General features: G+C 69.4%; 21 protein-coding genes. 15 read left to right on the forward strand and 6 right to left on the reverse strand.

All coding sequences use genetic code 11. The features are described 5' to 3' along the window. The first annotated feature begins 33 nt into the window (after window positions 1–33). Both lysS and N7L95_RS09600 read left to right on the forward strand, forming a co-directional pair. On the forward strand, window positions 34–1,557 hold the full coding sequence (lysS, locus tag N7L95_RS09595) for a lysine--tRNA ligase (protein ID WP_301259593.1): 1,524 nt from the start codon (window positions 34–36) through the stop codon (window positions 1,555–1,557). Then, window positions 1,554–2,111 (forward strand): PNPOx family protein, encoded by a 558-nt coding sequence (locus N7L95_RS09600; RefSeq protein WP_301259594.1) that lies wholly within the window; start codon window positions 1,554–1,556, stop codon window positions 2,109–2,111. Before lysS ends, N7L95_RS09600 begins: the two co-directional genes overlap by 4 nt. 7 nt (window positions 2,112–2,118) lie before the next feature. Here the strand turns inward: N7L95_RS09600 and N7L95_RS09605 are convergent, their stop codons facing one another. Beyond that, window positions 2,119–2,907: an enoyl-CoA hydratase gene (locus N7L95_RS09605; RefSeq protein WP_301259595.1), complete on the reverse strand. Its 789-nt coding sequence runs from the start codon at window positions 2,905–2,907 to the stop codon at window positions 2,119–2,121. A 155-nt stretch (window positions 2,908–3,062) separates the two neighbouring features. On the opposite strand from N7L95_RS09605, the gene N7L95_RS09610 reads away from it, so the two are divergent. Further along, window positions 3,063–3,569: a hypothetical protein gene (locus tag N7L95_RS09610; RefSeq protein ID WP_301259596.1), complete on the forward strand. Its 507-nt coding sequence runs from the start codon at window positions 3,063–3,065 to the stop codon at window positions 3,567–3,569. Here the strand turns inward: N7L95_RS09610 and N7L95_RS09615 are convergent. The 5 genes from N7L95_RS09615 to N7L95_RS09635 all read right to left on the reverse strand — a co-directional run bounded on the left by N7L95_RS09615 (window position 3,538) and on the right by N7L95_RS09635 (window position 9,069). Continuing rightward, window positions 3,538–4,743, reverse strand: coding sequence for a DUF3108 domain-containing protein (locus tag N7L95_RS09615; protein WP_301259597.1), 1,206 nt, complete (start codon window positions 4,741–4,743; stop codon window positions 3,538–3,540). The two genes, N7L95_RS09610 and N7L95_RS09615, sit on opposite strands and share 32 nt — an antisense overlap. Continuing rightward, window positions 4,740–6,479: a M61 family metallopeptidase gene (locus N7L95_RS09620; protein ID WP_301259598.1), complete on the reverse strand. Its 1,740-nt coding sequence runs from the start codon at window positions 6,477–6,479 to the stop codon at window positions 4,740–4,742. Before N7L95_RS09620 ends, N7L95_RS09615 begins: the two co-directional genes overlap by 4 nt. 31 nt (window positions 6,480–6,510) lie before the next feature. Then, entirely contained in the window at window positions 6,511–6,966 is a 456-nt protein-coding gene (locus tag N7L95_RS09625; RefSeq protein WP_301259599.1) for a DUF3429 domain-containing protein, read from the reverse strand. A gap of 256 nt (window positions 6,967–7,222) precedes the next feature. Beyond that, window positions 7,223–7,939 carry a DsbC family protein gene (locus N7L95_RS09630; protein WP_301259600.1) on the reverse strand — a complete coding sequence of 239 codons (717 nt, stop codon included), beginning with the start codon at window positions 7,937–7,939 and terminating at the stop codon, window positions 7,223–7,225. 20 nt (window positions 7,940–7,959) lie between these two features. Then, a complete protein-coding gene (locus N7L95_RS09635) occupies window positions 7,960–9,069 on the reverse strand; it encodes an FAD-dependent monooxygenase (RefSeq protein WP_301259601.1) in 1,110 nt (369 codons plus the stop codon). A gap of 83 nt (window positions 9,070–9,152) precedes the next feature. Between N7L95_RS09635 and N7L95_RS09640 the strand changes: the two genes are divergently transcribed. The 12 genes from N7L95_RS09640 to N7L95_RS09695 all read left to right on the forward strand — a co-directional run bounded on the left by N7L95_RS09640 (window position 9,153) and on the right by N7L95_RS09695 (window position 26,984). Next, window positions 9,153–11,600, forward strand: coding sequence for an AsmA family protein (locus N7L95_RS09640; RefSeq protein ID WP_301259602.1), 2,448 nt, complete (start codon window positions 9,153–9,155; stop codon window positions 11,598–11,600). Beyond that, the gene (locus tag N7L95_RS09645) at window positions 11,597–12,451 is read left to right on the forward strand and encodes an MOSC domain-containing protein (RefSeq protein WP_301259603.1); all 855 of its coding nucleotides are present in this window, start codon (window positions 11,597–11,599) and stop codon (window positions 12,449–12,451) included. The genes N7L95_RS09640 and N7L95_RS09645 overlap by 4 nt, the downstream gene beginning before the upstream one ends. A gap of 142 nt (window positions 12,452–12,593) precedes the next feature. Continuing rightward, the gene (ychF, locus tag N7L95_RS09650; RefSeq protein WP_301259604.1) at window positions 12,594–13,688 is read left to right on the forward strand and encodes a redox-regulated ATPase YchF; all 1,095 of its coding nucleotides are present in this window, start codon (window positions 12,594–12,596) and stop codon (window positions 13,686–13,688) included. 513 nt (window positions 13,689–14,201) lie between these two features. Beyond that, complete coding sequence (locus tag N7L95_RS09655) at window positions 14,202–15,728, forward strand: polysaccharide deacetylase family protein (RefSeq protein WP_301259605.1); 1,527 nt, start codon at window positions 14,202–14,204, stop codon at window positions 15,726–15,728. Window positions 15,729–15,743: 15 nt separating this feature from the next. Continuing rightward, entirely contained in the window at window positions 15,744–17,075 is a 1,332-nt protein-coding gene (locus tag N7L95_RS09660) for a class I SAM-dependent methyltransferase (protein ID WP_301259606.1), read from the forward strand. Window positions 17,076–17,095: 20 nt separating this feature from the next. After that, complete coding sequence (locus N7L95_RS09665; RefSeq protein ID WP_301259607.1) at window positions 17,096–18,637, forward strand: hypothetical protein; 1,542 nt, start codon at window positions 17,096–17,098, stop codon at window positions 18,635–18,637. Between the two features lie 138 nt (window positions 18,638–18,775). Further along, window positions 18,776–19,708, forward strand: coding sequence for an aldo/keto reductase (locus N7L95_RS09670; protein ID WP_301259608.1), 933 nt, complete (start codon window positions 18,776–18,778; stop codon window positions 19,706–19,708). Between the two features lie 49 nt (window positions 19,709–19,757). Next, complete coding sequence (locus tag N7L95_RS09675) at window positions 19,758–20,897, forward strand: 3'-5' exonuclease family protein (protein ID WP_301259609.1); 1,140 nt, start codon at window positions 19,758–19,760, stop codon at window positions 20,895–20,897. 97 nt (window positions 20,898–20,994) lie between these two features. Then, window positions 20,995–21,747 carry a thioesterase II family protein gene (locus N7L95_RS09680; RefSeq protein WP_301259610.1) on the forward strand — a complete coding sequence of 251 codons (753 nt, stop codon included), beginning with the start codon at window positions 20,995–20,997 and terminating at the stop codon, window positions 21,745–21,747. A 159-nt stretch (window positions 21,748–21,906) separates the two neighbouring features. Further along, on the forward strand, window positions 21,907–24,372 hold the full coding sequence (locus N7L95_RS09685) for a penicillin acylase family protein (protein WP_301259611.1): 2,466 nt from the start codon (window positions 21,907–21,909) through the stop codon (window positions 24,370–24,372). Window positions 24,373–24,453: 81 nt separating this feature from the next. After that, window positions 24,454–25,551, forward strand: coding sequence for a catalase family protein (locus N7L95_RS09690; protein ID WP_301259612.1), 1,098 nt, complete (start codon window positions 24,454–24,456; stop codon window positions 25,549–25,551). Window positions 25,552–25,583: 32 nt separating this feature from the next. Then, window positions 25,584–26,984: a PQQ-dependent sugar dehydrogenase gene (locus tag N7L95_RS09695; protein WP_301259613.1), complete on the forward strand. Its 1,401-nt coding sequence runs from the start codon at window positions 25,584–25,586 to the stop codon at window positions 26,982–26,984. Window positions 26,985–26,986 lie beyond the last annotated feature (2 nt).

The following is a 26,986-nucleotide window of genomic DNA, read 5'->3' on the forward strand; positions in this document are numbered from 1 at the left end:
AAAATCGCAGGCTTTTCACGCCCTGAGCCCGTCATGACCGATCGCGCGACGCCGCCCTCCGCCACGGAGCCGCCTGCCCCCGACCAGAACCAGCTGATCGCCGAACGCCGCGAGAAGCTGGCCCACATCCGCCAGCAAGGCGTCGCCTTCCCGAACGACTTCAAACCCAGCCACCGGGCCGGCGCGCTGCATGCCGAATACGGCTCACTCAGCAACGAGGAGCTGGAGCCGCAGCAGATCAAGGTCAGCGTGGCCGGCCGCATGATGCTCAAGCGCCTGATGGGCAAGGCCAGCTTCTGCACGCTGCAGGACGCGGCCGGCCGCATCCAGCTGTTCGTCACCAACGACGGTGCCGGCGAAGCCGCGCATGCTGCCTTCAAGCACTGGGACCTGGGCGACATCATTGGTTGCGAGGGCACCCTCTTCAAGACCCGCACCGGCGAGCTGTCGGTGCGCGTCACTTCGCTGCGCCTGCTGACCAAGAGCCTGCGGCCGCTGCCGGACAAGTTCCACGGCATGACCGACCAGGAGCAGAAGTACCGCCAGCGCTATGTCGACCTGATGACGGACGAAGAGGCCCGCAAGCGCTTCGTGGCCCGCAGCAAGGCCGTGTCGTCGATCCGCAACTTCATGGCGGACAACGGCTTTCTCGAAGTCGAGACGCCGATGCTGCACCCCATCCCGGGCGGCGCCAATGCCAAGCCCTTCGTGACGCACCACAATGCCCTGGACCAGGAGATGTTCCTGCGCATCGCGCCCGAGCTGTACCTGAAGCGGCTGGTGGTGGGCGGGTTCGAGCGGGTCTTCGAGATCAACCGGAACTTCCGCAACGAAGGCATCTCGGTGCGCCACAACCCCGAGTTCACGATGATGGAGTTCTATGCCGCCTACTGGAACTACCACGACCTGATGGACTACACCGAGGCCATCCTGCGCCATGCCGCGCGCGAAGCCACCGGCTCCGCCACGTTGAGCTACCAGGGCCGCCCGGTGGACCTGGAGCAGCCGTTCGCGCGACTGAGCATCCGCGACGCCATCGTGAAATACGCGGCCAGCGTGGGCGCAGCCCACATCGACGACGCCGAGCACCTGCGTGGCGTGCTCAAGCACCTCGGCAAGGAAGCGCCGGCGCACTGGGCGCTGTCGCAGCTGCAGTTCGCGGTGTTCGAGGAACTGGTGGAAGAGCAGCTCTGGGAGCCGACCTTCATCGTCGACCATCCGGTGGCGGTGTCGCCCCTGGCCCGCGCCTCCGACCGCAATCCCGAGATCACCGAGCGCTTCGAGCTCTACATGACCGGCCGCGAGATCGCCAACGGCTTCAGCGAGCTGAACGACGCCGAGGACCAGGCCGCCCGCTTCCAGGCCCAGGTGGCCAACAAGGACGCCGGCGACGAGGAGGCGATGTACTTCGACGCCGACTTCATCCGCGCGCTCGAGTACGGCATGCCGCCCACCGGCGGCTGCGGCATCGGCATCGACCGGCTGATCATGCTGCTCACCGATTCGCCCAACATCCGCGACGTGATCCTCTTCCCGGCCTTGCGCAAAGAGCAATGAGCGACGCTGAACCGATGGCCACGCTGGAGCAGGTCGAACACGCGATCTGGCAGGAGCTGGCCCTATCGGTTCACGACAAGGCCCATGCCTGGCGCACCCCGGTGCTGGCCACCGCTGGCGCCGACGGGCCCAATGCCCGCACGGTGGTGCTGCGCGAGGTGCAGCAGCCGCAGCGGCAGCTGCTCGTCTACACCGACACGCGCGCAGCCAAGGTGGCCGAGATCGGCCACTGCCCGCACGGCATGCTGGTGTTCTGGTCGCCCGGGCTGGGCTGGCAGCTGCGCTGCAAGCTGGGCCTGCAGGTGCAGCACAGCGGGCTCGACGTGTCCTCCCGCTGGGCCCGCATCAAGCTGTCGCCGGCTGCGCACGACTACCTGTCGGCCCTGCCGCCTGGCACGCCGCTGGACCTCGGCATGCAGGCTGCACGCGCCACCCGCGAGCATTTCGGCGTGATCCGGGCCGAGGTGACCTCGCTCGACTGGCTGGAGCTGGGCACCGGCCGGCAGCGCCGGGCCCGCTTCGACGCGGCCGGCGCACGCTGGCTGCAACCCTGAGCCGCCTTCAGCGGTGCTTGAAGCTGGCGGGGCGCTTGTTCAGGAAGGCGTCCATGCCTTCCTTCTGGTCTTCCGAGGCGAACAGCGAGTGGAACACCCGCCGCTCGAACAGCATGCCCTCGTTGAGCGGTGCCTCGTAGGCGCGGTTGACGCATTCCTTGGCTGCCATCAGCACCGGCAGCGACATCGCGCAGATCGCCTCGGCCGCGGCGAAGGCCTCCTTCAGCAACTGCTCGGCCGGCACCACGCGCGAGACCAGGCCGGCGCGCTCGGCTTCGGCGGCGTCCATCATGCGGGCCGTCAGCACCAGGTCCATCGCCTTGGCCTTGGACACCGCGCGCGGCAGCCGCTGCGTGCCGCCGGCGCCGGGGATGACGCCCAGCTTGATCTCGGGCTGGCCAAACTTGGCGGTGTCGGCCGCAATGATGAAGTCGCACATCATCGCCAGCTCGCAGCCGCCGCCCAGGGCATAGCCGGACACCGCCGCGATCACCGGCTTGCGCACGCTCTTCAGCGCTTCCCAGTTGCGGGTGATGAAGTCGGACTTGTAGACCTCCATGTAGGTCCAGCTGGCCATCGCCGAGATGTCGGCGCCGGCCGCGAAGGCCTTCTCGTTGCCGGTGATGATGATGCAGCCGATGCCCTCGTCGGCATCGAAGGCCTTCACCGCCGCCCCGAGCTCGTCCATCAGCTGGTCGTTCAGCGCGTTGAGCTGCTTGGGCCGGTTCAGGGTGATGAGGCCGGCCTTCAAGGCCGCTTCGCCGCGGGTCTCGGTCAGTATCAGTTCGTAGCTCACATCGATCTCCTTGAGAAGTCCCGCACTATACGGACCTTGCAAGTGTGAAATAAGCCGCGCCAGGTCACTGCACCCCTGTCGTCTTCATCAGGTCTTGCCGATGGCGCCGTCGCCGCACGGGCAGTAAGCTTCATGTCAGAACAATGGAAGCAGCGATGGGTACGGTATACCGAAAGACGGAGAAGGGACAGTCCGAGATCGCCACGCGCCAGAATCGCCTGGCACCCAAGTTCCGCTCGGGCTTGATCGTGGTGGACGGCAAGCGCAATGAACACGAGCTGATGCGCCTGATCCCCAACCATCCCGAGGAGGTGCTGCAGACGCTGCTGGCCGAGGGCTACATCGAGATCATCGGCCTGGCCGCCCACCGCCCGGCCGCCAACCGGCCGCGCGAGGAAGACAGCGGCCCGCCGTCGCAGCCCTTCCGTGTCTCGCAGCCCCCCGGTGGGCGTTCCCTGGAGCTGCTGAGGGTGCAGGCGGTGCGTTTCATGAGCGAGCAGCTCGGCCCGCTGGGCGACAGCCTGGCCATGCGCATGGAGAAGTCGCGCTCGTGGGAGGAGCTGCAGCCCCTGCTCGTCACGGCCCACCGCATCGTGGCCGATAACCGCGGCGGCGCCACCGCCGAGGCCTTCAAGGCGGCGTTCCTGGAGTCCGGGACGTGAGCGGCACGGCCTGCTCCGGCAGGCGCGAGATCATCAGGTCGACATAGGTCTCGGCGTCCTGGCGGATGCGGATGCGCACCGGCAGGTACATCAGGCTGGGGGCAAACCAGATCTCGGCGGACAGCTCGTTGCGCAGCGGCAGCTCGCGCCGCGGCTTCAGGTGGAAGGCCGGCAGCCGGCCAAAGGGCGTGTCGAGCGTCTCCTCGCCGAGCACATCGTAGTACCAGCGGTCCTGCCGCCGTGGCAGGGCCAGCGGCACCTCCAGCACCTGGCCCTGCCGCAGCAGCCCCGGCTGGCGCATGAAGCGCTGGGTCAGCTGCACGAACTGGCTGGCGCTGTCCTGCACCCCGGGCAAGGCCGGAAACTGCCGGCCATTGTGCAAGGTGACGGTGTCGCCGTCGAAGCGCACCTGGGTCTGCCGCCGGCTGAAGCCGAAGCGGGTCACCTCGTCGTAGCGCATCGGCGCCAGGCCGTCCGGTGTGATGAGGCCGTCGCTGCTCATGCGCCGGCTCATCAAGGGCGCGAAGCTGGGGCCGATCATCACCTCCACATGCACCTGGTAGTGCTCGTCCTGCTTGACCCATTCGACCTGGGCGCTGCCATGCACGTCACCCCGGTAATAGCCGAACAGCTTGTAGCTCATGCGGGTGGAGGGCGGCCATTCGAAGGCCGGGCCGCTGGCACTGGCCGCATCGGCGACCGCGGGCACGGCGGCCGGCTCGCTGGCAGCCTCCTCGGCCATGGAGGCCGAGGCCTCCGGCTGTGACGCAGCGGGCGGCGCCTGCGCCACCGCTGTGCCGTCGCTGGCGGCCGGCTCGGTCGGCACCGGTTCGGCTTCGCTGGCCGGCGGTTCCGGCCTGTCGGCGGGTTCAGCGTCCGCGGCGCTGGCCACGGCCGCCGGGGCAGCCGCCGGCGTCTTGACAGCGGCCGGTGGCCGCGGGGCCGGCGGTAGCGCCGCGGGTGCCGCGGGCGGGGGTGGCGGGGCAGTGGGCGTCAACTGGCGGGTGTACATCGCCTGCAAGCGATCCGGCCCGTTCGACTGGCCCGGCGCCGGCAGGCGTTGCGCCAGCTCGCGGGTGAGCCACAGGTGCAGCAAGGCCACCACCAGCACCAAGGGCAACAGGCCCCAGCGGCGGCGGGCCCGCCGCAGCGGCGCCGAGGCCGGGGGGCTCAACGGCCCTTCAGCCATGCCTCTCGCAAGGCCTGTGCGTCGGCCCCGGCCGAGGATGCCGGCGCCAGCACCACCGGACCGGTCTGCCGTGCCTCAGGCAGCTGCAGGCGCAGGCGCAACAGGCGCTGGTCGCGGGCCACCAGCAGCTCCATGGGCTGGCCTTCGCGCGCCAGCAGCGGCAGGTCATCGAGCTTGCGCAGGCGCCAGTCGCCCACGCCGAGCACTTCGTCGCCCGCCGCCAGTCCGGCCTGCTCGGCCGCACCGCCCCGCATCACCGCCTTGACCTGCACGCCACCCGCCGTATCGGCCGACCGCAGGCCCAGGCGTTGCGCCAGCGGCGCCGGCTGCAGGCTCCAGCCGACGGCCACCGCCTTCAGCAGCGGCTCCAGCGGCAGGTCCTGCGTGCCATGCACCCAGCGCGACAGCTCGCGGGCATACGAGCGGCCCGCCACCTGCTTCAGCGCTGCGGCGATGTCGGCTTCCGACACCGGCCCCCCGGCCGAGCGCTGCCACAGCTCGGCCATCACCTGGTCGAGCGAGCCGCGGCCTTCGCTGCGCAGGCTCAGGTCCAGCGCGAGCGCCACCAGCGAGCCCTTGGTGTAGTAGCTGACGGTGGCATTGACGCTGTTCTCGTCCTGCCGGTAGTACTTCACCCAGGCGTCGAAGCTGGCCTGCGCGACGCTCTGCACCTCGCGCCCGGGCGTGGCGAGCACGCCGCTCACCGTCTTGGCCAGCAACTTCAGGTAGCGCGCCTCGTCGATCAGCCCGGCGCGCACCAGGAACAGGTCGTCGTAGTAGGAGGTGAAGCCTTCGAAGAACCACAGCAGCTCGGTGTAGTTCTCGCGCGTGTAGTCGTAGCGCGCGAACTCGGCGGGCCGCAGGCGCTTGACGTTCCAGGTGTGGAAGTACTCGTGGCTGATCAGGCCCAGCAGGGTCACATAGCCTTCGCTCTGGCTGCTGTCGCCCAGCCGCGGCAGGTCGCGCCGCCCGCAGATCAGCGCGGTACTGGCGCGGTGCTCCAGGCCGCCATAGCTGTCGTCCACCGCGTTGAGCAGGAAGACGTAGCGCTTGAACGGCGGGCGCTTGCGGCCATGCCAGAAGGCGATCTGCGCTTCGCAGATGCGGCGCGCGTCCTGCAGCAGCCGGCTGCCGTCAAAACCGGGCAGCGCCCCCGCGACCACGAACTCGTGCGGCACGCCGCCGGCCTTGAATTCACCCCGCCAGAAGCTGCCCAGTTCCACCGGGTGGTCGACCAGCTCGTCGTAGTCGGCCGCCTCGTAGCTGCCCTGGCCGCGGCCGTCCACCTGCAGTGCCGGCAGCGCGGTGGCCACTTGCCAGCCACGCGGCAGGCCGCGGATCTCGACGCGCTGGGGCTCTTGCTCGCGGCCCTCCACTCTCAGGAAGACGCTGGTGCCGTTGAAGAAGCCGCGGCTCGCGTCGAGGAAGGCCGCCCGCACCGAGGTGTCGAAGGCGTAGACCTGGTAGCTGATGTCGAGCGCCGCGCGGCCTTGGCAGCGCAGCAGCCAGCTGGTCTTGTCGAGCTGCTCGGGCACCAGCTCCTGGCGGCCCTGGCGGGCGCTCAGCTGCTGCAGGTGGCGGCCGAACTCCCGCACCAGGTAGCTGCCGGGAATCCACACCGGCAGCGACACGCGCTGCTCGGCAGCCGGTTGCTCGATGCGCAGGCTGACGCGGAACAGGTGCGCGTTCAGGTCCAGGGGTTCGATGCGGTAGGCGATCATCGTCTTGGCACTCGCTTCACGACCCGCGGGCTCAAGTGCCCGCGGCAGCCAGGAAACAGCTCAGGCTGCCGACCGCCGTCTGGCGAAAACGCAGCACAAGCCAGGAAGCCGCGCCATGGCGCGGATAGACGCGGCGGTCCACCGCGTAGCAGGCGACCAGCATGACACCCAGCACCACCAGCCCGGCATGGGGCGGCATGACCACTGCCACCCAGCCCACCAGCGCCGGCACCACGCCCCAGGCATACAAGGCGGGCGAAGGCACCGCCTGGCGCATGCCCAGGCCCCAGTGCACGCCGCCCAGGCTGGCCAGCACCATGCCGGCATAGACCGCCAGCGGTCCCGCGACATGTGGCACCACCTGCCGGTGCACCAGCCACACCAGCGCGGCCCCCAGCACAAACGGAAGCAGGCCGGCGTAGCCCAGCTTCAGGGCGACGGGGTTGGGCCCCTGCGGGGCGGCCGCCCGGTTCGCTGCACCACTCAATGCGCTTCTCCATGGATGACAAGGTGGAGCCGATTGTCGCCGCTGCGCTTGGGCCCTGCCACCGACGCCGCGATGGCGGCGACGCGCCGGCGCGACGCCCGGCTGCCTGGCCGTGGCCGCCGGTCGGGCAGCCGAGGGGCCGAAGCCGCCGGCCAGCCCATGGGTCAGCGATGCCGGCGATGGGCTGCGGGAGCCAGGCAGGAGCACAAAACAAAACCGCGCCCCAGGGCGCGGTCGTGCCGGCAGGACCTCGGGATCAGGGATTGGCGACCTGGGCCAGCTGGGCCTCGATCTGCTCGGTGCTCATCGCGCCGGGCACACGGGTGCCGTCCTCGAACACCAGCGCCGGCGTGCCGTTGACACGGTGCTTGCGGCCCAGCTCGGTGTTGCGCGCCACCGGCGTGTTGCAGCCAGCCGGCGCGGCGGCCGGCGCAACGCCGCGGATCATCCAGTCCTGCCAGGCCTTGGTGCGGTCCTTGGCACACCAGATCGCGTTGGACTTGGTGGTGGAGTCGGGCGCGAGGATGGGGAACAGGAAGGTGTAGACGGTGACGTCCTTGACGTTCTGCAGGTCCCGCTCGAAGCGTTTGCAGTAGCCGCAGTTGGGGTCCGCGAAGACGGCGATCTTGCGCTTGCCGGAGCCGTTCTTCCAGACGATGGCGTCCTGCAGCGGCAGGCTGGCGAAGTCGATCGCGGTGAGCTTGTTGACGCGCTCCTGGGTCAGGTTCTTCTTCGCGCGGGTGTCGACGATCTCGCCCTGGATCAGGTAGTTGCCCTCGGCGTCGGTGTAGACCACCTCGTTGCCGAGCCGCACCTCGTACAGCCCGTTGACCGCGGTCTTGCTGACTTCGTCGATCTTCGGCAGGTTGGGCAGGCGCTCGGCCAGGTTCTTGCGGATGGTGGCCTCCTGCGCAATGGCAGTGGTCGCAAGAAGAAGCAGGGAGGCGGTGGCGACCGCACGGCGCAGCGTCATGGGCATTGCTGGAGCTTTCGTCAGGAGTCGAGCGCGCGGCCGGTCAGCCAGCGCTTCAGGGGGGTGAGGTGATTGACTAGAGTCAGGCCGCGGTTGCGGAGTTCCCGCCATGGTGCCGCCTCCGCGGCGAAGAGGTGCAACAAGCCGTCGGTGACACGGCCCATCGCCCAGGTCGGCACGGTGCGCGCACGCTCGTAGCGCCGCAGCAGCTTCTCGTCGCCACAGGAGCGCCAGGACTCGCGCTCGCGCAGCACGCGCGTCAGCACTTCGACATCGGCCAGACCCAGGTTGAGGCCCTGCCCGGCGAGCGGGTGCACCACATGCGCCGCATCGCCCAGCAGCACCCAGCCCGGGCCGCTCCAGCGATCGGCCTGTGCCAGCGCCAGGGGCCAGGCCGCCCGCGGCGACTGCAGGCGCAGCCGGCCGGCGCCGTCGCCGCAGGCCGCCTGCAGTGCCTCGGTGAAGGCATCGTCGTCGAGGGCCATGAGGTCCGCGGCGCGCTGCTCCGGCAGCGACCACACCAGGCCGTAGCTGCGCTCCGGCTCCGGCAGGCCGAAGGGCAGCAAGGCGAGGATGTCGGGCGAGCGGAACCACTGCCTCGCGACGCCGCGGTGCGGTTGGTCCGAGACCAGGCGGGCAGCAATCGCGGTCTGGCCATAGCCATGGCGCTGCCACTGCACGCCGCGCGCCTCGCGCTCGGCCGAGGCCTTGCCTTCGCAGATGGCGGTCAAGGCGGCGCGCGGCGCGGCCTCGACCTCGGTGACATGGGCCTGGAAGCGGACCGCCTGCGACAGCGCGGCCTCCAGCGCCGCCGCATCGGCAATCCAGGCCAGCTCACCGACACCCTGCTCCCAGGCGGTGAACTCGAGCAGCCCGCCCGGCGACGCATCGCCCGCGACGCGCATCTCGTAGACCGGCGTGGCGGCATGGGCCGGCAGCCCGTCCCAGACCTTGAGCGCCCGCAGCAACGCGACCGACTTCGCACTCAGCGCGTAGGCCCGCACGTCCGGCTCGGCCGGCGGTGCCGACGGACGGCTCAGCGCCACATGCAGCCCGAGCCGGGCAAGGCTGAGCGCCAGCGTCTTGCCGACGATGCCGCTGCCCTGTATCGAAACGTCATATGCGTTCATTGCGAGGCATTGTAGGCGGGCGGTCGCTGTCTGCCGACGGAGCGCGTGGCGCCTTGCACCCGGCTCTCGGCACAATAAGCCGCATGCAAGGAAAACAAAGAACGTGGATCAAACGGGCCCTGCTGGCCCTCGGTGCGCTGCTGCTGGTGCTGCTGGCGGTGGCGGCCTGGCTGGTGGCGACCTTCGACGCGAACCGGTACAAGGGCACCCTCGTCGAATGGGTGCGCGAACACAAGCAGCGCACGCTGGCCATTGACGGCCCGGTGGCGCTGAGCGTCTTTCCGCGCCTGGAAGTCACGCTGCGCCAGGTCTCCCTGAGCGAGCACCGCCGGGCCGACGAATTCCTGCGGGTGGAGGAGGCGGCACTGGCGGTGGAGGTGCTGCCGCTGCTGCGCCAGCAGCTGGTGGTCGAGCGCATCGCGGCACGCGGCCTGCGCCTGAGCTACACCCGCGATGCCGAGGGCCGGCGCAATATCGACGACCTGTTGCGCCCGGAGCAACCCGACTCGCCCGATGAGCCGCGCGACCGCCCACCGCCGCAGTTCGACATCAAGTCGGTCCAGCTCGACGATGTGCGCCTGCGCATCGGCGACGTGCCGGCCAAGCTGCGCGGCGAAGTGGGCCTGCACTCGCTTTCGCTCGGCCGCCTGGCCGACCGCACCGAATCGCCGCTGCAGCTCGACGCCCAGCTGGGCCTGCAGGAGCCCGCGGTGGAGGGACGGCTGAAGCTCGACACCCGCCTGTGGCTGGACCTGGCCACCGGATCCATCGACCTGCGCGGCACCGAGTTGAACTGGCAAGGGCATGCGTTCGGCGTGCGCGACCTCGACACCCGCCTGAGCGGCACCCTGTCCTACCAGGGCCAGCAAGGCGCCGTGCGCGCCGAAAACCTGCAGCTGGAGAGCCGCGCGCTGCTGGGCGGGCTGCGGCTGGAACCCGCCACGCTCACGCTGGCGCGCTTCGGCTACGAGCCCCAGGCCAAGGTGCTGACCATCGAGCAGCTGGCCCTCAAGCTCAAGGCGGTGCGCGACAAGCAGCCCATCGACGCCAGCCTGCAATGGCCGCGGCTGCAGGTGCAGGGCCAGTCGCTCAGCGGCAGCGCATTGTCGGGCGAGCTGGCGCTGGGCGGCGCCCAGCCTTGGAAGGCCAGCTTCCGCTCGGCCGCCCCGAGCGGCAACTTCGATGAGCTGCGCCTGCCGGGCTTCGAAGCCACGCTGGCCAGCAGCGGCAGCCGGCAGCTCTCCGGCACGGTGCACGCCGAAGTGGGCATCCAGCCGGCCAAGGCGGCGCTTGCGCTTGAAGCGCTGAAGGTGCAGGCACGGCTGCAGGACCCGTCGCTCAAGCCCCTGGCGGTCACGCTGGAGGGCCGCCTGGCCGGCTCGACGCAGTCGGCGCAATGGCGACTGGCCGGCGCTTTGAACGACAACCGCTTCCACACCGAAGGCCAGGCCCTCTTCGCCGGCACCGTGCCGACGCTGAAGGCCAGCGGCGACTTCACCAGCCTCGACCTCAACACCCTGCTGCCCGAGCCGGCGCCGGCCCCCGCCGCGCAGCCGGCCCCCAAGGCGCCGGCCGCTGTGGCCGATACGCCAGTGGACCTGTCGCCGCTGCGCCAGCTGCAGGGCAGCCTGTCGCTCAAGGCGGGCAGCCTGGTGTGGCGGCCCTACGAGTTGAAGGACGCCCGCATCGAGGCCACGCTCGAAGGCGGCATGTTGCGCGTCAGCACGCTGGCCGGGCGCATCTGGGGCGGCAGCATCGCCGCCAGCGCATTTGCCGATGCACGGGCGCAGCGGGTGATGCTCAAGGGCAGCGGCGAGAACATCGACATCGATGCCGCCTTGCGCGACGTCGCCCGCAAGGACCTGATGGAAGGCCGCGGCCGCATCACGCTGGACCTGGAGGCCGCCGGCAAGAGCGTCAACGAGATGAAGTCGCGCCTGGCCGGCCAGGCGGCGGTGCAGCTGCGTGACGGCGCCATCAAGGGCATCAACCTGGCCCGCACGCTGCGCGAGGCCAAGGCGGCCCTTGGCGCCCGCCAGGACCGCCAACAGCAGGCCCGCCAGACCGAGAAGACCGACTTCTCCGAACTGAGCGCCAGCTTCCAGGTGGCCGAAGGCGTGGCGCGCAACCGCGACCTGGACGTCAAGAGCCCCTTCCTGCGCCTGGGCGGCGAGGGCGCGATCGACATCGGCCGCAGCAGCATCGACTACCTGCTGCGCGCCAGCGTCGCCAACACCAGCAAGGGTCAGGGCGGCGACGATCTGGCGGCGCTGCGCGGCCTGACCGTGCCGGTGGCCCTCAGCGGCCCGCTGCAGGCACCGGCGTGGCAGGTGCAGTGGTCGGCGGTGGCCGCCGCGGCCGCGGAAGCCGCAGTGAAGAACAAGCTGGAGGACAAGCTCAGGGACAAGCTGGGCCTGGAGGCCGCACCACCGCCGCCGGCGGCCGCGTCGTCGCCAGGCGGCAAGCAGGACGCCAGGAAGGCGGCTCGTGAACAGCTGAAGGAACAACTCCTCAAGGGGCTACTCAAGTGAGCGAACCGAACTTCGTCGTCTCGGGCCTGTACGTCTACCCGATCAAGTCATGCGCGGGCGTGTCGCTGCCCGAGTCCCTCATCGTCGAGACCGGCCTGGAATTCGACCGGGCCTGGATGGTGGTGGACGACCGCGGGCACTTCGTCAGCCAGCGCGAGCTGCCCCGCATGGCACTGATCCGCCCCACCCTGCGGCACGCCGACATGGTGCTGCGGGCGCCCGGCATGCTGGCGCTGCACGTTGCCTACGACAGCGTGGAGGCCGCCTGCACGGTGCGGCTGTGGAACGAGATGGTGCGTGCCTATGACATGGGCGACCTGGCGGCGCAGTGGTTCAGCGACTTCCTGGGCCGTCCGCTCCGGCTGGTGCGCTACGACCCGGAGCACAAGCGCCTGTCGGACGCGGCCTGGACCGACGGACGCGAGGCCGAGAACCAGTTCAGCGATGGCTTTCCCTATCTGGTGGTGTCGCAGTCCTCGGTGGACGAACTCAACCGCCGGCTGCAGGCTCGCGGGCAGGCGCCGGTGTCGGTGGAGCGCTTCCGGCCCAACATCGTGATCTCCGGCGACCTCGACCCCAATGCCGAGGACTATTTCGACGAACTGCAGATCGAGACGCCGCAGGGCCTGGTGCGGCTGCAGATGTGCAAGCCCTGCACGCGCTGCAACATTCCCAACGTGGATCCTCAAACCGGCGCCACCGGCCATGAACCGGGCGACACGCTGTCGCTCTACCGGCAGGACATGCGCCTCAACGGTGCCATCACCTTCGGCATGAACGCGATGCTGCTGCAGGGGCTGGAGCACCTGCTGGGCATCGGCGCCCGCGGCCGCGCGACGCTCGACTTCTGAAAGCCGCCGGGAGGCCGCGCGCCCAGGCCCGCACGGCAGCGTCCGGGCGCGCTGGCGGCGAGGTCAAGAAGGGCGGCGCTGCCGCCACGGCGGCCCGCCCCCGTAAAATCGGCGCTTTCCCTCCTACCCCGGAACGCCCGCCATGAGCCTCAAATGCGGCATTGTCGGCTTGCCCAACGTCGGCAAGTCCACGCTGTTCAACGCCCTTACCAAAGCCGGCATCGCCGCCGAGAACTACCCGTTCTGCACGATCGAGCCCAATGTCGGCGTGGTGGAGCTGCCCGACCCGCGCCTGGCGGCGCTGTCGGCCATCGTCAAGCCGGAGCGGGTGGTGCCGGCCATCGTCGAGTTTGTCGACATCGCCGGCCTGGTGGCCGGCGCCTCCAAGGGCGAGGGCCTGGGCAACCAGTTCCTGGCCCACATCCGCGAGACCGACGCCATCGTCAACGTGGTGCGCTGCTTCGACGACCCGAACGTGATCCACGTGGCCGGCAAGGTCGACCCCATCTCCGACATCGAAGTCATCCAGACGGAGCTGTGCCTGGCCGACCTGGCCACCGTCGAGAAGAGCCTGCAACGCTACACCAAGGTGGCGCGGGCCGGTGGCGACAAGGAAGCGCAGCGTCTGGTGGACGTGCTGAAGCAGTGCGAGGTCTCGCTGAACGAAGGCAAGCCGGTGCGCTCCATCAGCTTCAGCAAGGAAGAGCAGGCCGTGCTCAAGCCCTTGTGCCTGATCACCGCCAAGCCGGCGATGTTCGTCGGCAACGTGGATGAAAGCGGCTTCGAGAACAACCCCTTCCTCGACCGGCTGCGCGAGTACGCCGCGCAGCAGAACGCGCCGGTGGTGGCCATCTGCGCCAAGACCGAAGCCGAGCTGGCCGACATGGAAGAAGAAGACCGGCTGATGTTCCTGCAGGAGATGGGTCAGGACGAGCCGGGCCTGAACCGCCTGATCCGCGCCGCCTTCAAGCTGCTGGGGCTGCAGACCTACTTCACGGCCGGCGTGAAGGAAGTGCGCGCCTGGACGGTGCCCATCGGCGCCACCGCCCCGCAGGCCGCCGGCGTCATCCACACCGACTTCGAGCGCGGCTTCATCCGCGCCCAGACCATCGCCTACGACGACTACATCGCCTACAAGGGCGAGCAGGGCGCGAAGGACGCGGGCAAGATGCGGGCGGAAGGCAAGGAGTACGTCGTGAAGGACGGGGACGTGCTGCATTTCTTGTTCAACGTCTGAGGACCATGGACCTGGAGCGCGGTGGCAGCCTGCGCCGCCGCTCCCAGGGCCACCGAAGCGGGCGAGCGGGCATGCGGCGCAAGGCACCGTTCCGCCACCGCGGTGTCGCAGACCTACCATACGCATCGCCGGGCTTTTCGAAGCTCGACGATGATGCGTCTGCTACTCTGTTCTGCACCATCCGCCCAGGAATTTATGGCAGGCCACAACAAGACTTCGAGCGATTGCCCGCTGCTTGCTCGCCCGGCACCCGCCGGAAATGGCCTGCCCCCCGCGATTTCGGAATCTGAATCGCTTTCTTTCTGTGCCTGCTCCCCCAGGCGCAACCGCATGCACTCCCCGCGTGCGCCTTGTTGAGCGCCGCCTCTCGCCGGTGTCGGCCATGAGGAGCCAGGCCTCTCCCTGCTCTCTCGGCGTCCGCTGGGATGCTGCACACACGGCGCGACGTCGCACGGCCATCAGGACATGAGCCCGATCGTGAGCGGACTTTGACGCGAAGCTCCGGAGTGACAGATGCAAATTTGCTTGCCGGCAGATGACGAGATTCGGTCCCTGCAGTCGCAGGAACAAGGGTTCTACTGGAGCGCCTGCTGCGACAACCTGCTGCGCAAGCATGGCGTCATTCCCTGGCCGCCTGCCACATCACCCGGCACAGCGAGCTTGCGCATCTTCACCCGCGGCGGAGAGCCGGGCGACTGCACCGACCCTGTCTTGCTCGAAGGACCCTTGTCTGCATCCGCGCTGAGGCAATGGGGGCTGGTCGCACAGAACCACGAGGCATCGTCGCTGCAACTGCATGCGGCCGCGGGACGCAAACTTTCGCCGTTCGAATATCCACGGGCGATGTTGCTCGCCAAGCATCCGGTCACCGGCGCCCGGGGTGAGCCATATCTGCATGTGCCAGCCGAGCGCCGGCACCACCGGGTGTCGTTCCAATTCCAGTCATTCGAACCCGCAAACGGTTGGAAGCCGGTGCTGTTCGCCTCGCAAGGCGAGGCGGACGAGCGGCTACTTGCGGTGGCGGTCACCGACGGCCGTCGATTGGCGCTCGGCATTCCGCTGATCGATCTTCTATGCTCGATGATGGCCTGGCCACCCCTTCCGGACGGCTACTTCCGGATGGCCAGCGAATTGCCCAGCACCAGCCTCGAGCTGTGGCTCGTCGATGCCCTGCACCGTCTTGCGACGGACAACCGCGTGCCCTGGATCCGGGTTGCTCCCTGGCCCGGCGGCAGCAAGTGGGCATGCACCGTGCGGGCTGACTACGACAGGCCGATCACCGACACTCAACTGAGGCGGCTACTGGCCGTATATGAACGCCACCATATCCGGGCAAGCTGGTGCTTTCTCGAGTGGAACTGCCCGGCACATCAAACCCAGCTGCTGGCGCGCGCCGGCCATGAAGCGGCCCTGCACACCGGTGCCAGAACGCAGCAGGACTTCGACGCGGAAATCGCATCCATCGAGTTGGAAACCGGGCTCTCCCTCGCAGGCGTCACATCGCATGGCGGGGACTATGTCGGCTTCCTCGGCGACATGCAGTACCAGTGGGCCGAGCAGGCCGGCATGCGCTGGAGCGAGTCCATCGGCCGGGTCAGCCGATGGCCGAACCGGGTCGTGCACATCGTGGACGGCATTCCGCGCACCAGCCGCCTGATGCTGATGCCGACCCACTCCAGCCTCGATGCCGGCACGAAGCCCGACCAGCATTACCTTGACCGAGTGATCCGGGCACGGAAATCCGCCGTTGCCGAGGGCGGCCATTTCGTGTTCATGAACCACCCCGACCTGCATGAAGCCCAAGTGGTCGAGGCCCTGCACTTGACCGGCCTGCCCCAGCCCTGGTCGGCGACTTTCGATGAGGTCGCCCGCTGGGCCGGCAGCAGCAAGTACGACATCGAACTGCAAGTAGCCGCCGATGGAGTGCATGCGGTGTTTGCCGAGCCGGTCGGTTTCGATTTCAGTATCGAATCAGAAAGCGGTGCCGGTCGGCGGGTCGTGCCCGTCGCAGCGGGCGCTACCCGTATCAAGGTGATTTGACCTGAGGTGAAGACGATGACCACAGACCCGATCCACGGCCCCATCGGCCTCGTGCTTTCCGACAGTTCTCACCGGGACCTGGAGATCAAGAAGCTGAAAGAAGTGGCTCCCGAGCTGACCCGACGCTCGACACGCATCTTCGCGCAGAACATGGGCATCGCGATGTACCCGCCCGACCAGGCGGTCGTCGGTTCCTTCTACTACCCCGACGGCGCCGCCGGCTTCGACCTGCTCGCCCTGGGCACCAACAACCGCATATTCCGGGGGCCGTGGGGACATGCCTTCTACCGCCGGTTGAACACGATGCTGTCCCCCGGTGGGCGCCTCGTGTTGCCTTTGACGCCAAGGGCGAGCGAGCGGGGCTACTGGACGATGGAGGAACTGCGAGAGCTGTTCCGCAACGAAGGGCAGGTCTCCGAGTCAGGCGCCTTCATCACCTTCCCAAAGTGCCCGGACATGGCGCCCAGCGATTCCCTGCTGGACTGGTATTTCGACAACTATGCGCAGCTGATCTGCGGCGACATGGTGAATCGCCTCATCGGCCAGGCGGCACATGTGCAGCGTTTCGACGACCTGTTTCTGGAACTGGCCCTGGACGGTGCGGCCACACTGGTCGATGCCCCTCGACGCTGGGTGACGCAGGGCGAGGTGCTGAAAGACACCCGCTGGTTCGACAGCGCCGAAGCCAACGAGAAAAATCCGTCCAAGACCCTCGGGTCCGAACTGTCGGCCAGCCTGAAGGTGGCCAGCTACCTCATCTCCGGGCTCAGCTACAAGGCTGCGGTGATGGAGTACATCATCCGCACATATTGCCGTGCCAAGGGCCCGCTGTCGTATGTGGACTTCGGCGGCGCATTCGGCCAGCTGGTCATCGAGCTGCTGCTCGACCCGCGGACCCGGCTGCAGAAAGGTGTCTGCTGCGACTTCAACAATCTTTACATCGCGAGTGCCTACCGGATCTACCGCGGGCTGCGCGACAAGCTGTACAACCGCTTTTTCGTCAGCGGCAGCAAGATGCAGGACTTCCGGTTCGACCAATCCTATTCGGTCATTTCGTCCTTCTCGACGCTGCTGTATGTGCCGAGGGATCAACGCATCCCGACCCTCGAGCGATGCTGGGAACATCTGGCGCCAGGCGGAGTGATGGTGATCTTCGAGGCACCGAAGGCGAATCCCAAGAACAAGGACTACGGCGTGCAATTCACCGCCGCCGAACTCGACGACGTTCTGGGCCGCTTCGGTGAAGTGCACAGAGTGGGGGCCACGGAGATTTGCACCATCTCCGCCGAGGAGGCGAAGGAGAACTCGGTGTTTCGCGTCGTCGCCAAGCCGCCATCGGATGGTTGACTGGCAGGGAGTCCTCCAGATTGATCGAAATCATCATCCCCGATCTGCCAGCCACCCGGCAACTTCAGGAGACGCAAGGGCGCTACTACTGGAGTCGCGCGGCGGAGTTGCTGTTTCGCAGGGAGGGCGTCATCTCGGTGCGCCGCACGTGCAGGCCGTCTGCCGACACATCCACCCTGCTCATCTGCCGTGACACGGCAGCGCCGTCCGACAGTGGCAAGCAGCCGCGGGTCTTCGAAGGCCCCTTGCCGGCAGACACGCTGGACACCCTGGGGCTGCAGCCGACCTGCTGTGAGGCTCAGACCTTGATGGTCGACCACAACAGCTCGCTTGCCCTCCACCTGCCCGAGATCCTGGTCCGCAGGGCGGACAAGACGACAGCTGCGCTCGATTTCGACGACAGCGCCGCAAAGTGGCGGAACTCGCCTTTCCAGGTCCAGTTCCTGAGCGGTGCCGGCTGGACGCCGGTGCTGTACGCGACCGAGCCGACCCGTGGCCTGGAAGGCGCCATCGCCGTGCGGCGCGGCCGGGATCTCGTCATCGGCGTGTCGGCTTTCGACCTGTTGGCTCGCTGGCTCGCGGTGCCGCCGCTGGCAGCCCGCTACGGCGGCTTCTCGCGCATGATGCGCCACGATCTCTTGAGCGAGCGTTTCGTATCGCTCGTGCTCGAGCATGCGGGCAGTACCGGCGGCACGCCGGCACTCGTCATTGATCGCTGGCCACGGGGCCATTCCTCGGCATTGACTGTTCGCCACGACTATGACCGGCAGGCCGATCCTTCGCTCATCCAACACCTGCTTCAGCACTACGACGACCTGGGCGTGCGCGCCAGCATCGGTTTCCTGCCCTACTTCCTGGAGCAAGACACCATCGCAGCATTCGAGGCCCGCGGTCATGAGATCCAGGGGCACGTTGCATCGCCGACACGGATCGATCTGCGGGAAGACCTGCGGCGGCTGCGCAACGAGTCTCGCGGGCCCGTGCTCGGCGTCACGATCCACGGGGGCCCGCAGGGTATCGGGTTTCGTGGCCAGACGCACTTCGAGTGGTTCGACGACAACGGCCTCGGGTACTGCGAGACGTTCGGCATCCGGGACACCATTCCGGTGCCGGTGTGCCGGCTCTATGACGACGTGCCGGACTGCTCCCGGATGATCGCCACCCCGGGCCACCTGAGCCTGGACGGCTCGACCGCCCCTGACGACCACCGTCTCGACACCCTGCTCGTTTCGGTGCCGCGCAGCCTCGAGCGCGGTAACCACACCATCATCATGAACCATCCCGATGTACATCACGACCAGCTGTGCACGCTGTTGTCGCGGATTCGATGGCGTGGTGTGTGGCGGGCCACAACCGCGGAGGTCATCCAATGGCACCGGGTCAGCCGCTATGAGAGCGTCGCACGCTGGACCGCAGCGGGGTACGAGGTGTCGTTCCCGCAGTCGCTCCCGCATGTCGCCACACTGTCCGCCGGCCATGCGCGGTTCGAGCTGGAGGTGCAGGCGCAGCCGCAACGCTGCCCGATGCCTGCACCGGCCGGCGTGGCCGGCCAGGGAGGCTGACTTCTGCCACATTAACGCCCACGCCCTCGGGCAGTGAGCGGGCGTCGCGGCGCCGCACAGGCTGGATCCGGCTAGACTCGACTGTTATCTAGTCCGGTTTTGAGACAGCCGGCGCTGCTTTGCCCTCCATCACCGACCATGAGCGCCTTCTCTCCTTCGCCTTCCGCCACCAAGGCGCCCCTCACCCCCCTCTCCCCCACCGGCGGCCACCTTTCCCGCATCGTCGCCGGCGCCTGGCGCATGGATGCCTGGGGCTGGACGCCGCAGCAGCGGCTGCGCTGGATCGAGCAGAACCTGGAGCTGGGCGTCACCAGCTTCGACCATGCCGACATCTACGGCGGCTACACCGTCGAAGGCCTGTTCGGCGAAGCCCTGGCCCTGGCCCCCGCGCTGCGCCAGCAGATGCAGCTGGTCAGCAAGTGCGGCATCCAGCTGGTGGCCCCCATGCGGCCCGAGCACCGGCTCAAGGCCTATGACACCAGCCGGGCCCACATCGTCGCCTCGGCCGAACGCTCGCTGCAGGAACTGCGCACCGACCACCTCGACCTGCTGCTCATCCACCGCCCCGACCCGCTGATGGACGCCGACGAAGTGGCCCGCGCCTTCGACGACCTGCGCCAGGCCGGCAAGGTGCGGCATTTCGGCGTCTCCAACTTCACGCCCGCGCAGTTCAGCCTGCTGGCCAGCCGCACCGAGCTGGTCACCCACCAGGTGGAATGCTCCCCCCTGCAGCTCGGCGTGCTGCACGACGGCACCCTCGACCAGGCGCAGCAACTGCGCTTCAAGCCAATGATCTGGTCGCCGCTGGCCGGCGGCCGCCTGTTCACCGCCGACGACGAGCGCAGCCGCCGTGTGCGCGCCTGCCTGGAGGCTGTCGGCCAGCGCCTGCAGTGCAGCGCGGCCACCGCCGCCTATGCCTGGCTGCTGCGCCATCCCTCCCAGCCGCTGCCCATCGTCGGCTCCAGCCGCGTCGAGGCGCTGCGCGAAGCCGTCGCGGCCCTCGGCCTGTCGATGGACGCGCCCACCTGGCATGAAATCTGGACCGCCAGCACCGGCCACGAAGTGCCCTGAGCCGGCAACTTCCCCCACCGCCCCCACCCGCGCTGCCGACCACCGCAAGATGACCACGACGCTGAGCCCCGAGCTGCTGCGCGCCTGCCTCTCGGTCTATCCCCGGCTGGCCTTCGTCGACCTGGAGACCACCGGCAGCCGCTGCGGCACCGACCGCATCACCGAGGTGGCCATCATCCAGGTCGATGAAGACGGCGTGCGCGAGTGGAGCAGCCTGGTGCAGCCGGGCATCCCGATCCCGCCCTTTATCCAGTCGCTCACCGGCATCGACGACCAGATGGTGGCCGAGGCGCCCACCTTCGACCGCCTCGCCGCCGACATCCATGCCCGGCTGCAGGACCGGGTGTTCATCGCCCACAACGTCGGCTTCGACCGCGGCTTCCTGCAACAACAACTGCAGGAGGCCGGCTTCGATTTCCGCCCGGCGGCGGCCTGCACCGTCCAGCTCTCGCGCCGCCTCTATCCCGAGCAGGACCGGCACAACCTCGACAGCCTGATCGCCCGCCATGGCCTGCGGGTGTCCGGCCGCCACCGTGCGCTGGACGACACGCGGTTGATCTGGCAGTTCTGGCAGATCGTCTGTCGGGACTTCAGCCCGGTGCAACTGGCCGCCGCGCTGCCCGCGCCACGGCCCCGCCCACCCGCTGTGGCGCCGCTGCAGCTTGATGCCACCCTGCCCGACGGCCACGGCGTCTGGCTGCTGCATGGTGAAGACGACACGCTGCTGCAGGTCGGCCGCGCGACCCGGCTGCGCCAGCAGCTGATGACGCTGCTGCGCACCGACCAGGGGCTGACGCCCGGCACCCGCTTGTCGGCGCAGGTCCGACGCATCGACTGGCTGGCCACCGAAGGGGCCCTGGGCGCCCAGCTGCAGGAGATCGTCCTCGTCAAGGCGCGCCAGCCCCGCCACCACCGCTTGCCGCAGCACCGCGATCTGCCGGCGCCGGCAGCCTGGCCCTATCCCGGCCCCATCGGCGTGCGCGAGGGCCAGCACAGCCTGCACGTGCTGGACGACTGGTGCTACCTCGGCACCGCCCGCGGCGACGCCGAGATCTGGCCGCTGCTGGCGCTGCCCCGCCGGTTCGACCACGACATCCACCTGCTGCTGCTCAAGCGGCTGCCGCGCCTGCCCAAGCGGTCCCTCATGCTGTTGGGCAGCCAGCTCGACTTCAACGCCCCGGCCGCCTGAGGCCACCGTTCCGGGGCGGTTCCGGCATCCAGGCGGCCCGGCAGGGCTGCTAGCATGGCGCCACCTCCGACCCTCCCCCGGGCCCCGCCCGACACCGATGAGCCAACACTGGTTTTCCGTGCTGCCTGGATCGCGGGCGCCGCTCTGCCGCCTCTACTGCCTGCCTTATGCCGGCGCCGGCCACACGGCCTACCGCCACTGGCGGCCGCTGCTGTCCGATCAACTGGAACTGGCCCTGGCAAAGTTGCCAGGCCGTGGCGACCGCTACAAAGACCCCCGCCCGGCCAGCATTGCCGAACTTGCCGACCAGATTGCCGACGCCATCGCGTCCCAGGGGCCGCACCGCTTTGCCTTGTTTGGCCACAGCATGGGCGCGCTCACCGCCTTCGAGGTGGCACGCCGCCTGGTGCAGCGCCACGGCCTAGCGCCGGAGGCCCTGTTCGTCTCGGGCCGCCGCGCCCCCACCGCGCCAGGCAGCCTGAGCAAGGTGCTGCAGCTCGATGACGACGGCTTCCTGGCCCATGTCCGTGCCATGGGCGGCTTCCCCGACGAGTTGCTCGCGCATGAGGAGGCCGTCGCGTTTTTCCTGCCCATCATCCGGGCTGATTTCTTCTGGGTCGACCAGCACCGCCACCAGCCGGGCCCGCCGCTGCCCTGCCCCATTGCCGTCTTTGGTGGAACCAACGATGGCAGCGCGCCCGTCGAGCTGCTGGCAGGCTGGAGCCAGGAAACGAGCGCCGGCTGCAGCACCGAGCTCTACGAAGGCGGCCACTTTTTCCTGTTCCCCCACCAACAGGCAGTGCTCGCCCGGGTGCAACAGCAGCTGGGCCTGGCGGCGGTGCCCGCCTGACCGCCAGCCGCCGCAGGGCGGTGCGCTTCTTGCCCGGCCCCAGCGCCGCACTTCCTGACGGGCCCGGCCCGCATCGGGAAGCACCGGCAAGGTGTCGCCGCGGCGGACCGCTCTGTTGCCGGGCTGCGGCGACGTCCGTTTCCATTCGGGAGGACGCCCATGCCAGCCCTGTCACGCCCCTTGCTGTTGCTCCTGTTCTCCGGCGCCGCCATCGGCGCGCCCATCGCCACGCCACCGAAGGCGGCGCCCCCGGCGGCCTTCAACACGGGCCAGCCGACCTACCGGGTGCTGGTGCGGCGTACGGCCGACGGCATTCCGCACCTGCGCGCGCAGGACGCGCCCAGCCTCGGCTACGGCCAGGGCTATGTGCAGGCGCAGGACAACCTGTGCACCCTGGCCGAGCTTTTCCTCACCCTGCGCGGCGAGCGTTCCCTGCACTTCGGTGCACAGGCGCGGCCCGCCACCGAATCCACCTTCGGCCAGCCGGCCAACCTGGAACTCGACTTCTTCTTCCGGCATGTGGCCGACGAGCCCACCGTGGAGCAGTACCGCCGCCAGGTCTCGCCCCTGCTGCAGCAACTGGTGCACGGCTGGACCGCCGGGTACAACCGGCTGGTGCGGGACTGGCGACAGGGCCGCCTGCCCGGGGCTCACCAGGCCTGCCAGCAGCAGGCGTGGGTGCGCGAGATCGACGAGTCCGATGCCTGGCGTCGCCTGCTGGCCCTCAGCGCGGCCGGGGGCTGGAGCGTGTTTGCCGAGCAGATTGCAGGCGCCCAGCCACCCGGGGCAGCGGGCGACGTGCTCCGGCGGGCCACCGCCGCCCTCGACCCGGCCGCCTTCTTCAGCCCGGGCCGTGGCCGTGGGCTGGGCAGCAACGGCCTGGCTTTCGGCGGCCAGGCCACCGGCACCCGCCACGGGCTGCTGGCCGGCAACCCGCACTGGTTCCTGCGCGGGCCCGACCGCTTCTACCAGGCCCACCTGAGCTTGCCGGGCACGCTCGATGTCGCAGGTGCCGGCATCCTCGGCGTGCCGCTGATCCTCATCGGCTACAACGCCCACCTGGCCTGGACCCACACCACGTCCACCGCCCGCCGCTTCGGCTTCTATGAACTGAGCCTGGCTCCGGGCTCGGCCACGTCCTATCTCTACGAGGGCCGGGTGCTGCCGATGACGGCCCACCGCATCACCGTGCCGGTGCAGCCGGTGGCACCGCGCTTCGAGGCCTCGGTCACCCGCACGCTCTACCGCAGCCATGCAGGCCCGCTCGTCGACCTGTCGGGCTTCTCGCCCGCGCTGGCCTGGACCCGCGACAAGGCCTTTGCCATCCGCGACGTCAGTGCCACCCACCCGCGCTCCTTCAGCCCCTTCCTGCGCTGGGCCGCCGCGCGATCGCTCGACGAGTTCATTCGCATCCAGACCGAAGAATGCTCGGTCCCCTGGAACAACACGCTGGCCGCCGCACGCGGGGACACCCGCGTCTGGTATGCCGACATCGGCGCGGTCCCGCATGTCACCGATGCGCACGCCGCCCGCTGCACGACGGACCTGGGCCGCGCCTTCGCGCCATTCGCGCCCGGCGTGCCCTTCCTGGACGGCTCGCGGGCCGACTGCGAGTGGGCCCGTGACGCCGACTCGCCCGTGCCCGGCACTTTCGGCGCCAGCCGGATGCCGAGCCTGCTGCGGCAGGACTATGTCGCCAACATGAACGACAGCCACTGGCTGAGCCAGCCCGCCGAACCGCTGACTGGCTTCGACCGCATCATCGGCCCGGAAGGCGCCCCGGTGTCGCTGCGCACGCAACTCGGCCACGCCATGGCGCAGGCCCGCCTGGCTGGCACCGATGGACACGGTGGCCGGCGAACCGACGCATCAAGCGTGCAGCACCTGCTGCTGGACAGTCGATCCCTCTCGGCCGAGCGGTTCAAGGCACAGGCGCTCGCGCTGGCCTGCGCCGAGCCCCAGGTGGCCCTGAGCGACGACAGCCTGAACGGCGAGCACTTCGAGCCACCTCGGCGCATTGCGGTGCAGGCGGCCTGCCGGCAGCTCGCGGCCTGGAACAACACCGGCACCCGCCACGCCCGCGGCGCCCACCTGTGGGACGAGTTCTGGGCCCGGCTGCGCCGCATCCCGGCCGAGCAGCTCTACGCCGATGCCTTCGACCCCCGGCGGCCCTTGAGCACCCCGCAGGCGCTGAGGCCCGACGCGCGCATTCCGCAAGCCCTCGCCGCTGCGGTGCTGCGCGTGCAGCAGAGCGGCTACCCGCTCGACGCAGAGCGCGGCGACACGGTCTTCCTGCGCCGCGGCAGCGAGCGGCTGCCGCTGTACGGCGGCTGCGAAGAACACGGCTACTTCACGCTCGCCTGCTCGGCCTACCGCATCGAGCAGGGCGGCTATGCGGTGGAGGGCCAGCGGTTCAACAACAGCTATCTCCAGGTGGTGGCCTTCACCGACGCAGGGGTGCAGCCCTGGACGCTGCTCAGCCACTCGCAGTCCGACGATCCGGCCTCGCCCCACCATGCCGATGCCAGCCGCCGCTACAGCGCGGGCCGGTGGTTGCGGGTGCCGTTCACGGAAGCCGAGATCACCGCGGCCCGGCCGCCGGTCGCGCTGTGGCTGTCGGAATAGGCCGGCACGGCCTTTGCCGAAGTGCGGCTCGTGGGCGCGCGGTGCCGGGCGCCCACCGCCTTCCCTACTTCAAGGAGTCCCATGTCCGCCCCTGCCTCCTACCTCCGCTACAGCGAGCAGCTGGAGCAGCGCCAGCCGAATGAAGAGCAGCTCATCGAGCAGATCGTCGCCTCGATGGGCCGGGTCAATCGCATCGTCTTCGACCGCCACCGGCATGCGGTGCGCGACGCGCATGCCAAGAGCCACGGCATCCTCAAGGGCCGCCTGACCGTGCACGACGGCCTGCCCGGCTTCCTGCGCCAGGGCGTGTTCGCCGAGCCCCGCAGCTACCCGGTGGTGGTGCGCCTGTCGAGCGCGCCGGGCGAGCTCATGAGCGACCGAGTGCCTTCGCCACGCGGCATGGCCATCAAGCTCATCGGTGTCGACGGCCCGCGCCTGCTGCCGCAGGCCCGGCCAGCCCGCACCCAGGACTTCCTGCTGGTCAACCATCCGGTGATTCCCTTCGGCCATGTGCAGGCCTACTGGGAAGCGCAGCAGGCCATGGAGAAGCACATCGACGACCCCGAGCTGCTGCGCCGCACCGTCGCGGCCCTGGCCCGTGGCGCCGGCAAGGTGGCCGACCTGCTGGGCGTGGAGAACCCGACGCTCGACACCCTGGCCACCCCGCGCGACCACCTGCTGGGCGACACCTACTACAGCATGGCCGCGCTGCGCTACGGCGATCACGTGGCCAAGGTCAGCGCCGCCCCCTTGTCCGCCAGCGTGCGCCGGCTCGCCGGCCAGCCGCTGCCCGGCGAAGGCGACTCGGCCCTGCGCGACGCGGTGGTCGACTTCTTCAGCCGCGAGTCGGCCGAATACCAGCTGAGGGTGCAGCTGTGCACCGATCTCACCCGCATGCCGATCGAGGACGCCTCCATCGAATGGCCGGAATCCGACTCGCCCTGGCTGCCGGTGGCCACCCTCTCGCTGCCGCAACAAGACGCCTACAGCCCCGCGCGGCGCGTCTGCGGCGACGACATCCTGTCCTTCAACCCCTGGCAGGGCATCGAGGCGCACCGCCCGCTCGGCTCCATCATGCGGGTGCGCATCAAGGCCTACGAGCAGTCCTCGCGCTTTCGCCACGAGATGAACCTGCAGCCGCGGGTGGAGCCCGACGCGCTCGACCAGATTCCCGACTGAGGCGCAAGCCGCCCCGCTTCCAGGAGATCCGCATGATCCACACGCCCCTGTTTCCGACCGCGCGGCACGCGCTGTCCCTGGCACTGCTGGGCCTGCTGGCCCTGGCCGGCTGTGGCGAGACCGCCCGCCTGCCGGTGTCGGCCGGCACCGGCCCGCAGCCCCAACTGCCCGAGCCCCGGCGCACACTGCTGCCCACCGTGCACATCGCCCCCGCCAAGGGCTGGCCGGCCGGCGGCAAGCCGGTCGCTGCCGAAGGCCTGGTGGTCGACCGCTTCGCGGACGGCCTGGAGCACCCGCGCTGGTTGCATGTGCTGCCCAATGGCGACGTGCTGGTCGCCGAGACCAACGCGCCGCCCAAGCCCGAAGGCAGCGGTGGCGGCCTGCGCGCCTGGGTGATGCAGCGCGTCATGTCGAAGGCCGGCGCTGGCGTGCCCAGCGCCAATCGCATCACTCTGCTGCGCGACGCCGACGGCGACGGCGTGGCGGAGACCCGCTCGGCCTTCCTGGAGCGGCTGAACTCGCCCTTCGGCATGGCGCTGGTGGGGCAGGATGTCTATGTCGCCAACACCGACGCGGTGCTGCGCTTCCCCTACCGAGACGGCGAGACCCGCATCACCGCGCCCGGCACCAAGCTGGTGGACCTGCCGGCCGGCCCGCGCAACCATCACTGGACCAAGAACCTGATTGCCAGCCGCGACGGGACCAAGCTCTACGTCACCACCGGCTCCAACAGCAACGTCGGCGAAAACGGCCTGGACGAGGAAGTGGGGCGGGCCGCCATCTGGGAAGTCGACCTCCGCAGTGGCCAGCACCGGCTGTTCGCGACCGGCCTGCGCAATCCCAACGGCCTGGCCTGGCAGCCCGACACCGGCGCGCTGTGGACCGCCGTCAACGAGCGCGACGAGATCGGCAGCGACCTGGTGCCGGACTACATGACCTCGGTGCGCGACGGCGGCTTCTACGGCTGGCCCTACAGCTACTACGGCCAGCATGTGGACCGGCGGGTCGAGCCGCAGCAGCCCGACCTGGTGGCCCGCGCCATCGTGCCCGACTATGCACTCGGCCCGCACACGGCCTCGCTCGGCCTGGCATGGTCGGGCGGCACCTCGCTGCCGGAGCGGTTCCGCAGCGGCATGTTCATCGGCCAGCATGGGTCCTGGAACCGCCAGCCGCGCAGCGGCTACAAGGTGGTGTTCGTCGCCTTCCAGGGCGGCAAGCCGGTGGGCCAGCCGCAGGACGTATTGACCGGCTTCCTGAACGACACCGGCGAGGCGCAGGGCCGGCCGGTGGGCGTGGCGCTGGACAAGACCGGCGCACTGCTGGTGGCCGACGATGTGGGGAATGTGGTGTGGCGAGTGCGGGCCGGCACAGCGGCCGCACCGGCCTCCGCGCCAGCAGCCTCGGCCGCAGCGAACCCTGCGGCACCGCAGTAGCC

The sequence above is a fragment of the Eleftheria terrae genome, assembly GCF_030419005.1.
Classification (GTDB): domain Bacteria; phylum Pseudomonadota; class Gammaproteobacteria; order Burkholderiales; family Burkholderiaceae_C; genus Caldimonas; species Caldimonas terrae.

Coding starts and splice junctions, on each gene's coding strand:
- N7L95_RS09600 (WP_301259594.1), top strand. CDS start 1,554: ATGAGCGACGCTGAACCGATGGCCACGCTGGAGCAGGTCGAACACGCG.
- N7L95_RS09655 (WP_301259605.1), top strand. CDS start 14,202: ATGCAAATTTGCTTGCCGGCAGATGACGAGATTCGGTCCCTGCAGTCG.
- N7L95_RS09690 (WP_301259612.1), top strand. CDS start 24,454: ATGTCCGCCCCTGCCTCCTACCTCCGCTACAGCGAGCAGCTGGAGCAG.
- N7L95_RS09685 (WP_301259611.1), top strand. CDS start 21,907: ATGCCAGCCCTGTCACGCCCCTTGCTGTTGCTCCTGTTCTCCGGCGCC.
- N7L95_RS09695 (WP_301259613.1), top strand. CDS start 25,584: ATGATCCACACGCCCCTGTTTCCGACCGCGCGGCACGCGCTGTCCCTG.
- N7L95_RS09635 (WP_301259601.1), bottom strand. CDS start 9,069: ATGAACGCATATGACGTTTCGATACAGGGCAGCGGCATCGTCGGCAAG.
- N7L95_RS09670 (WP_301259608.1), top strand. CDS start 18,776: ATGAGCGCCTTCTCTCCTTCGCCTTCCGCCACCAAGGCGCCCCTCACC.
- ychF (WP_301259604.1), top strand. CDS start 12,594: ATGAGCCTCAAATGCGGCATTGTCGGCTTGCCCAACGTCGGCAAGTCC.
- N7L95_RS09675 (WP_301259609.1), top strand. CDS start 19,758: ATGACCACGACGCTGAGCCCCGAGCTGCTGCGCGCCTGCCTCTCGGTC.
- N7L95_RS09660 (WP_301259606.1), top strand. CDS start 15,744: ATGACCACAGACCCGATCCACGGCCCCATCGGCCTCGTGCTTTCCGAC.
- N7L95_RS09610 (WP_301259596.1), top strand. CDS start 3,063: ATGGGTACGGTATACCGAAAGACGGAGAAGGGACAGTCCGAGATCGCC.
- N7L95_RS09680 (WP_301259610.1), top strand. CDS start 20,995: ATGAGCCAACACTGGTTTTCCGTGCTGCCTGGATCGCGGGCGCCGCTC.
- N7L95_RS09640 (WP_301259602.1), top strand. CDS start 9,153: ATGCAAGGAAAACAAAGAACGTGGATCAAACGGGCCCTGCTGGCCCTC.
- lysS (WP_301259593.1), top strand. CDS start 34: ATGACCGATCGCGCGACGCCGCCCTCCGCCACGGAGCCGCCTGCCCCC.
- N7L95_RS09630 (WP_301259600.1), bottom strand. CDS start 7,939: ATGACGCTGCGCCGTGCGGTCGCCACCGCCTCCCTGCTTCTTCTTGCG.
- N7L95_RS09620 (WP_301259598.1), bottom strand. CDS start 6,479: ATGATCGCCTACCGCATCGAACCCCTGGACCTGAACGCGCACCTGTTC.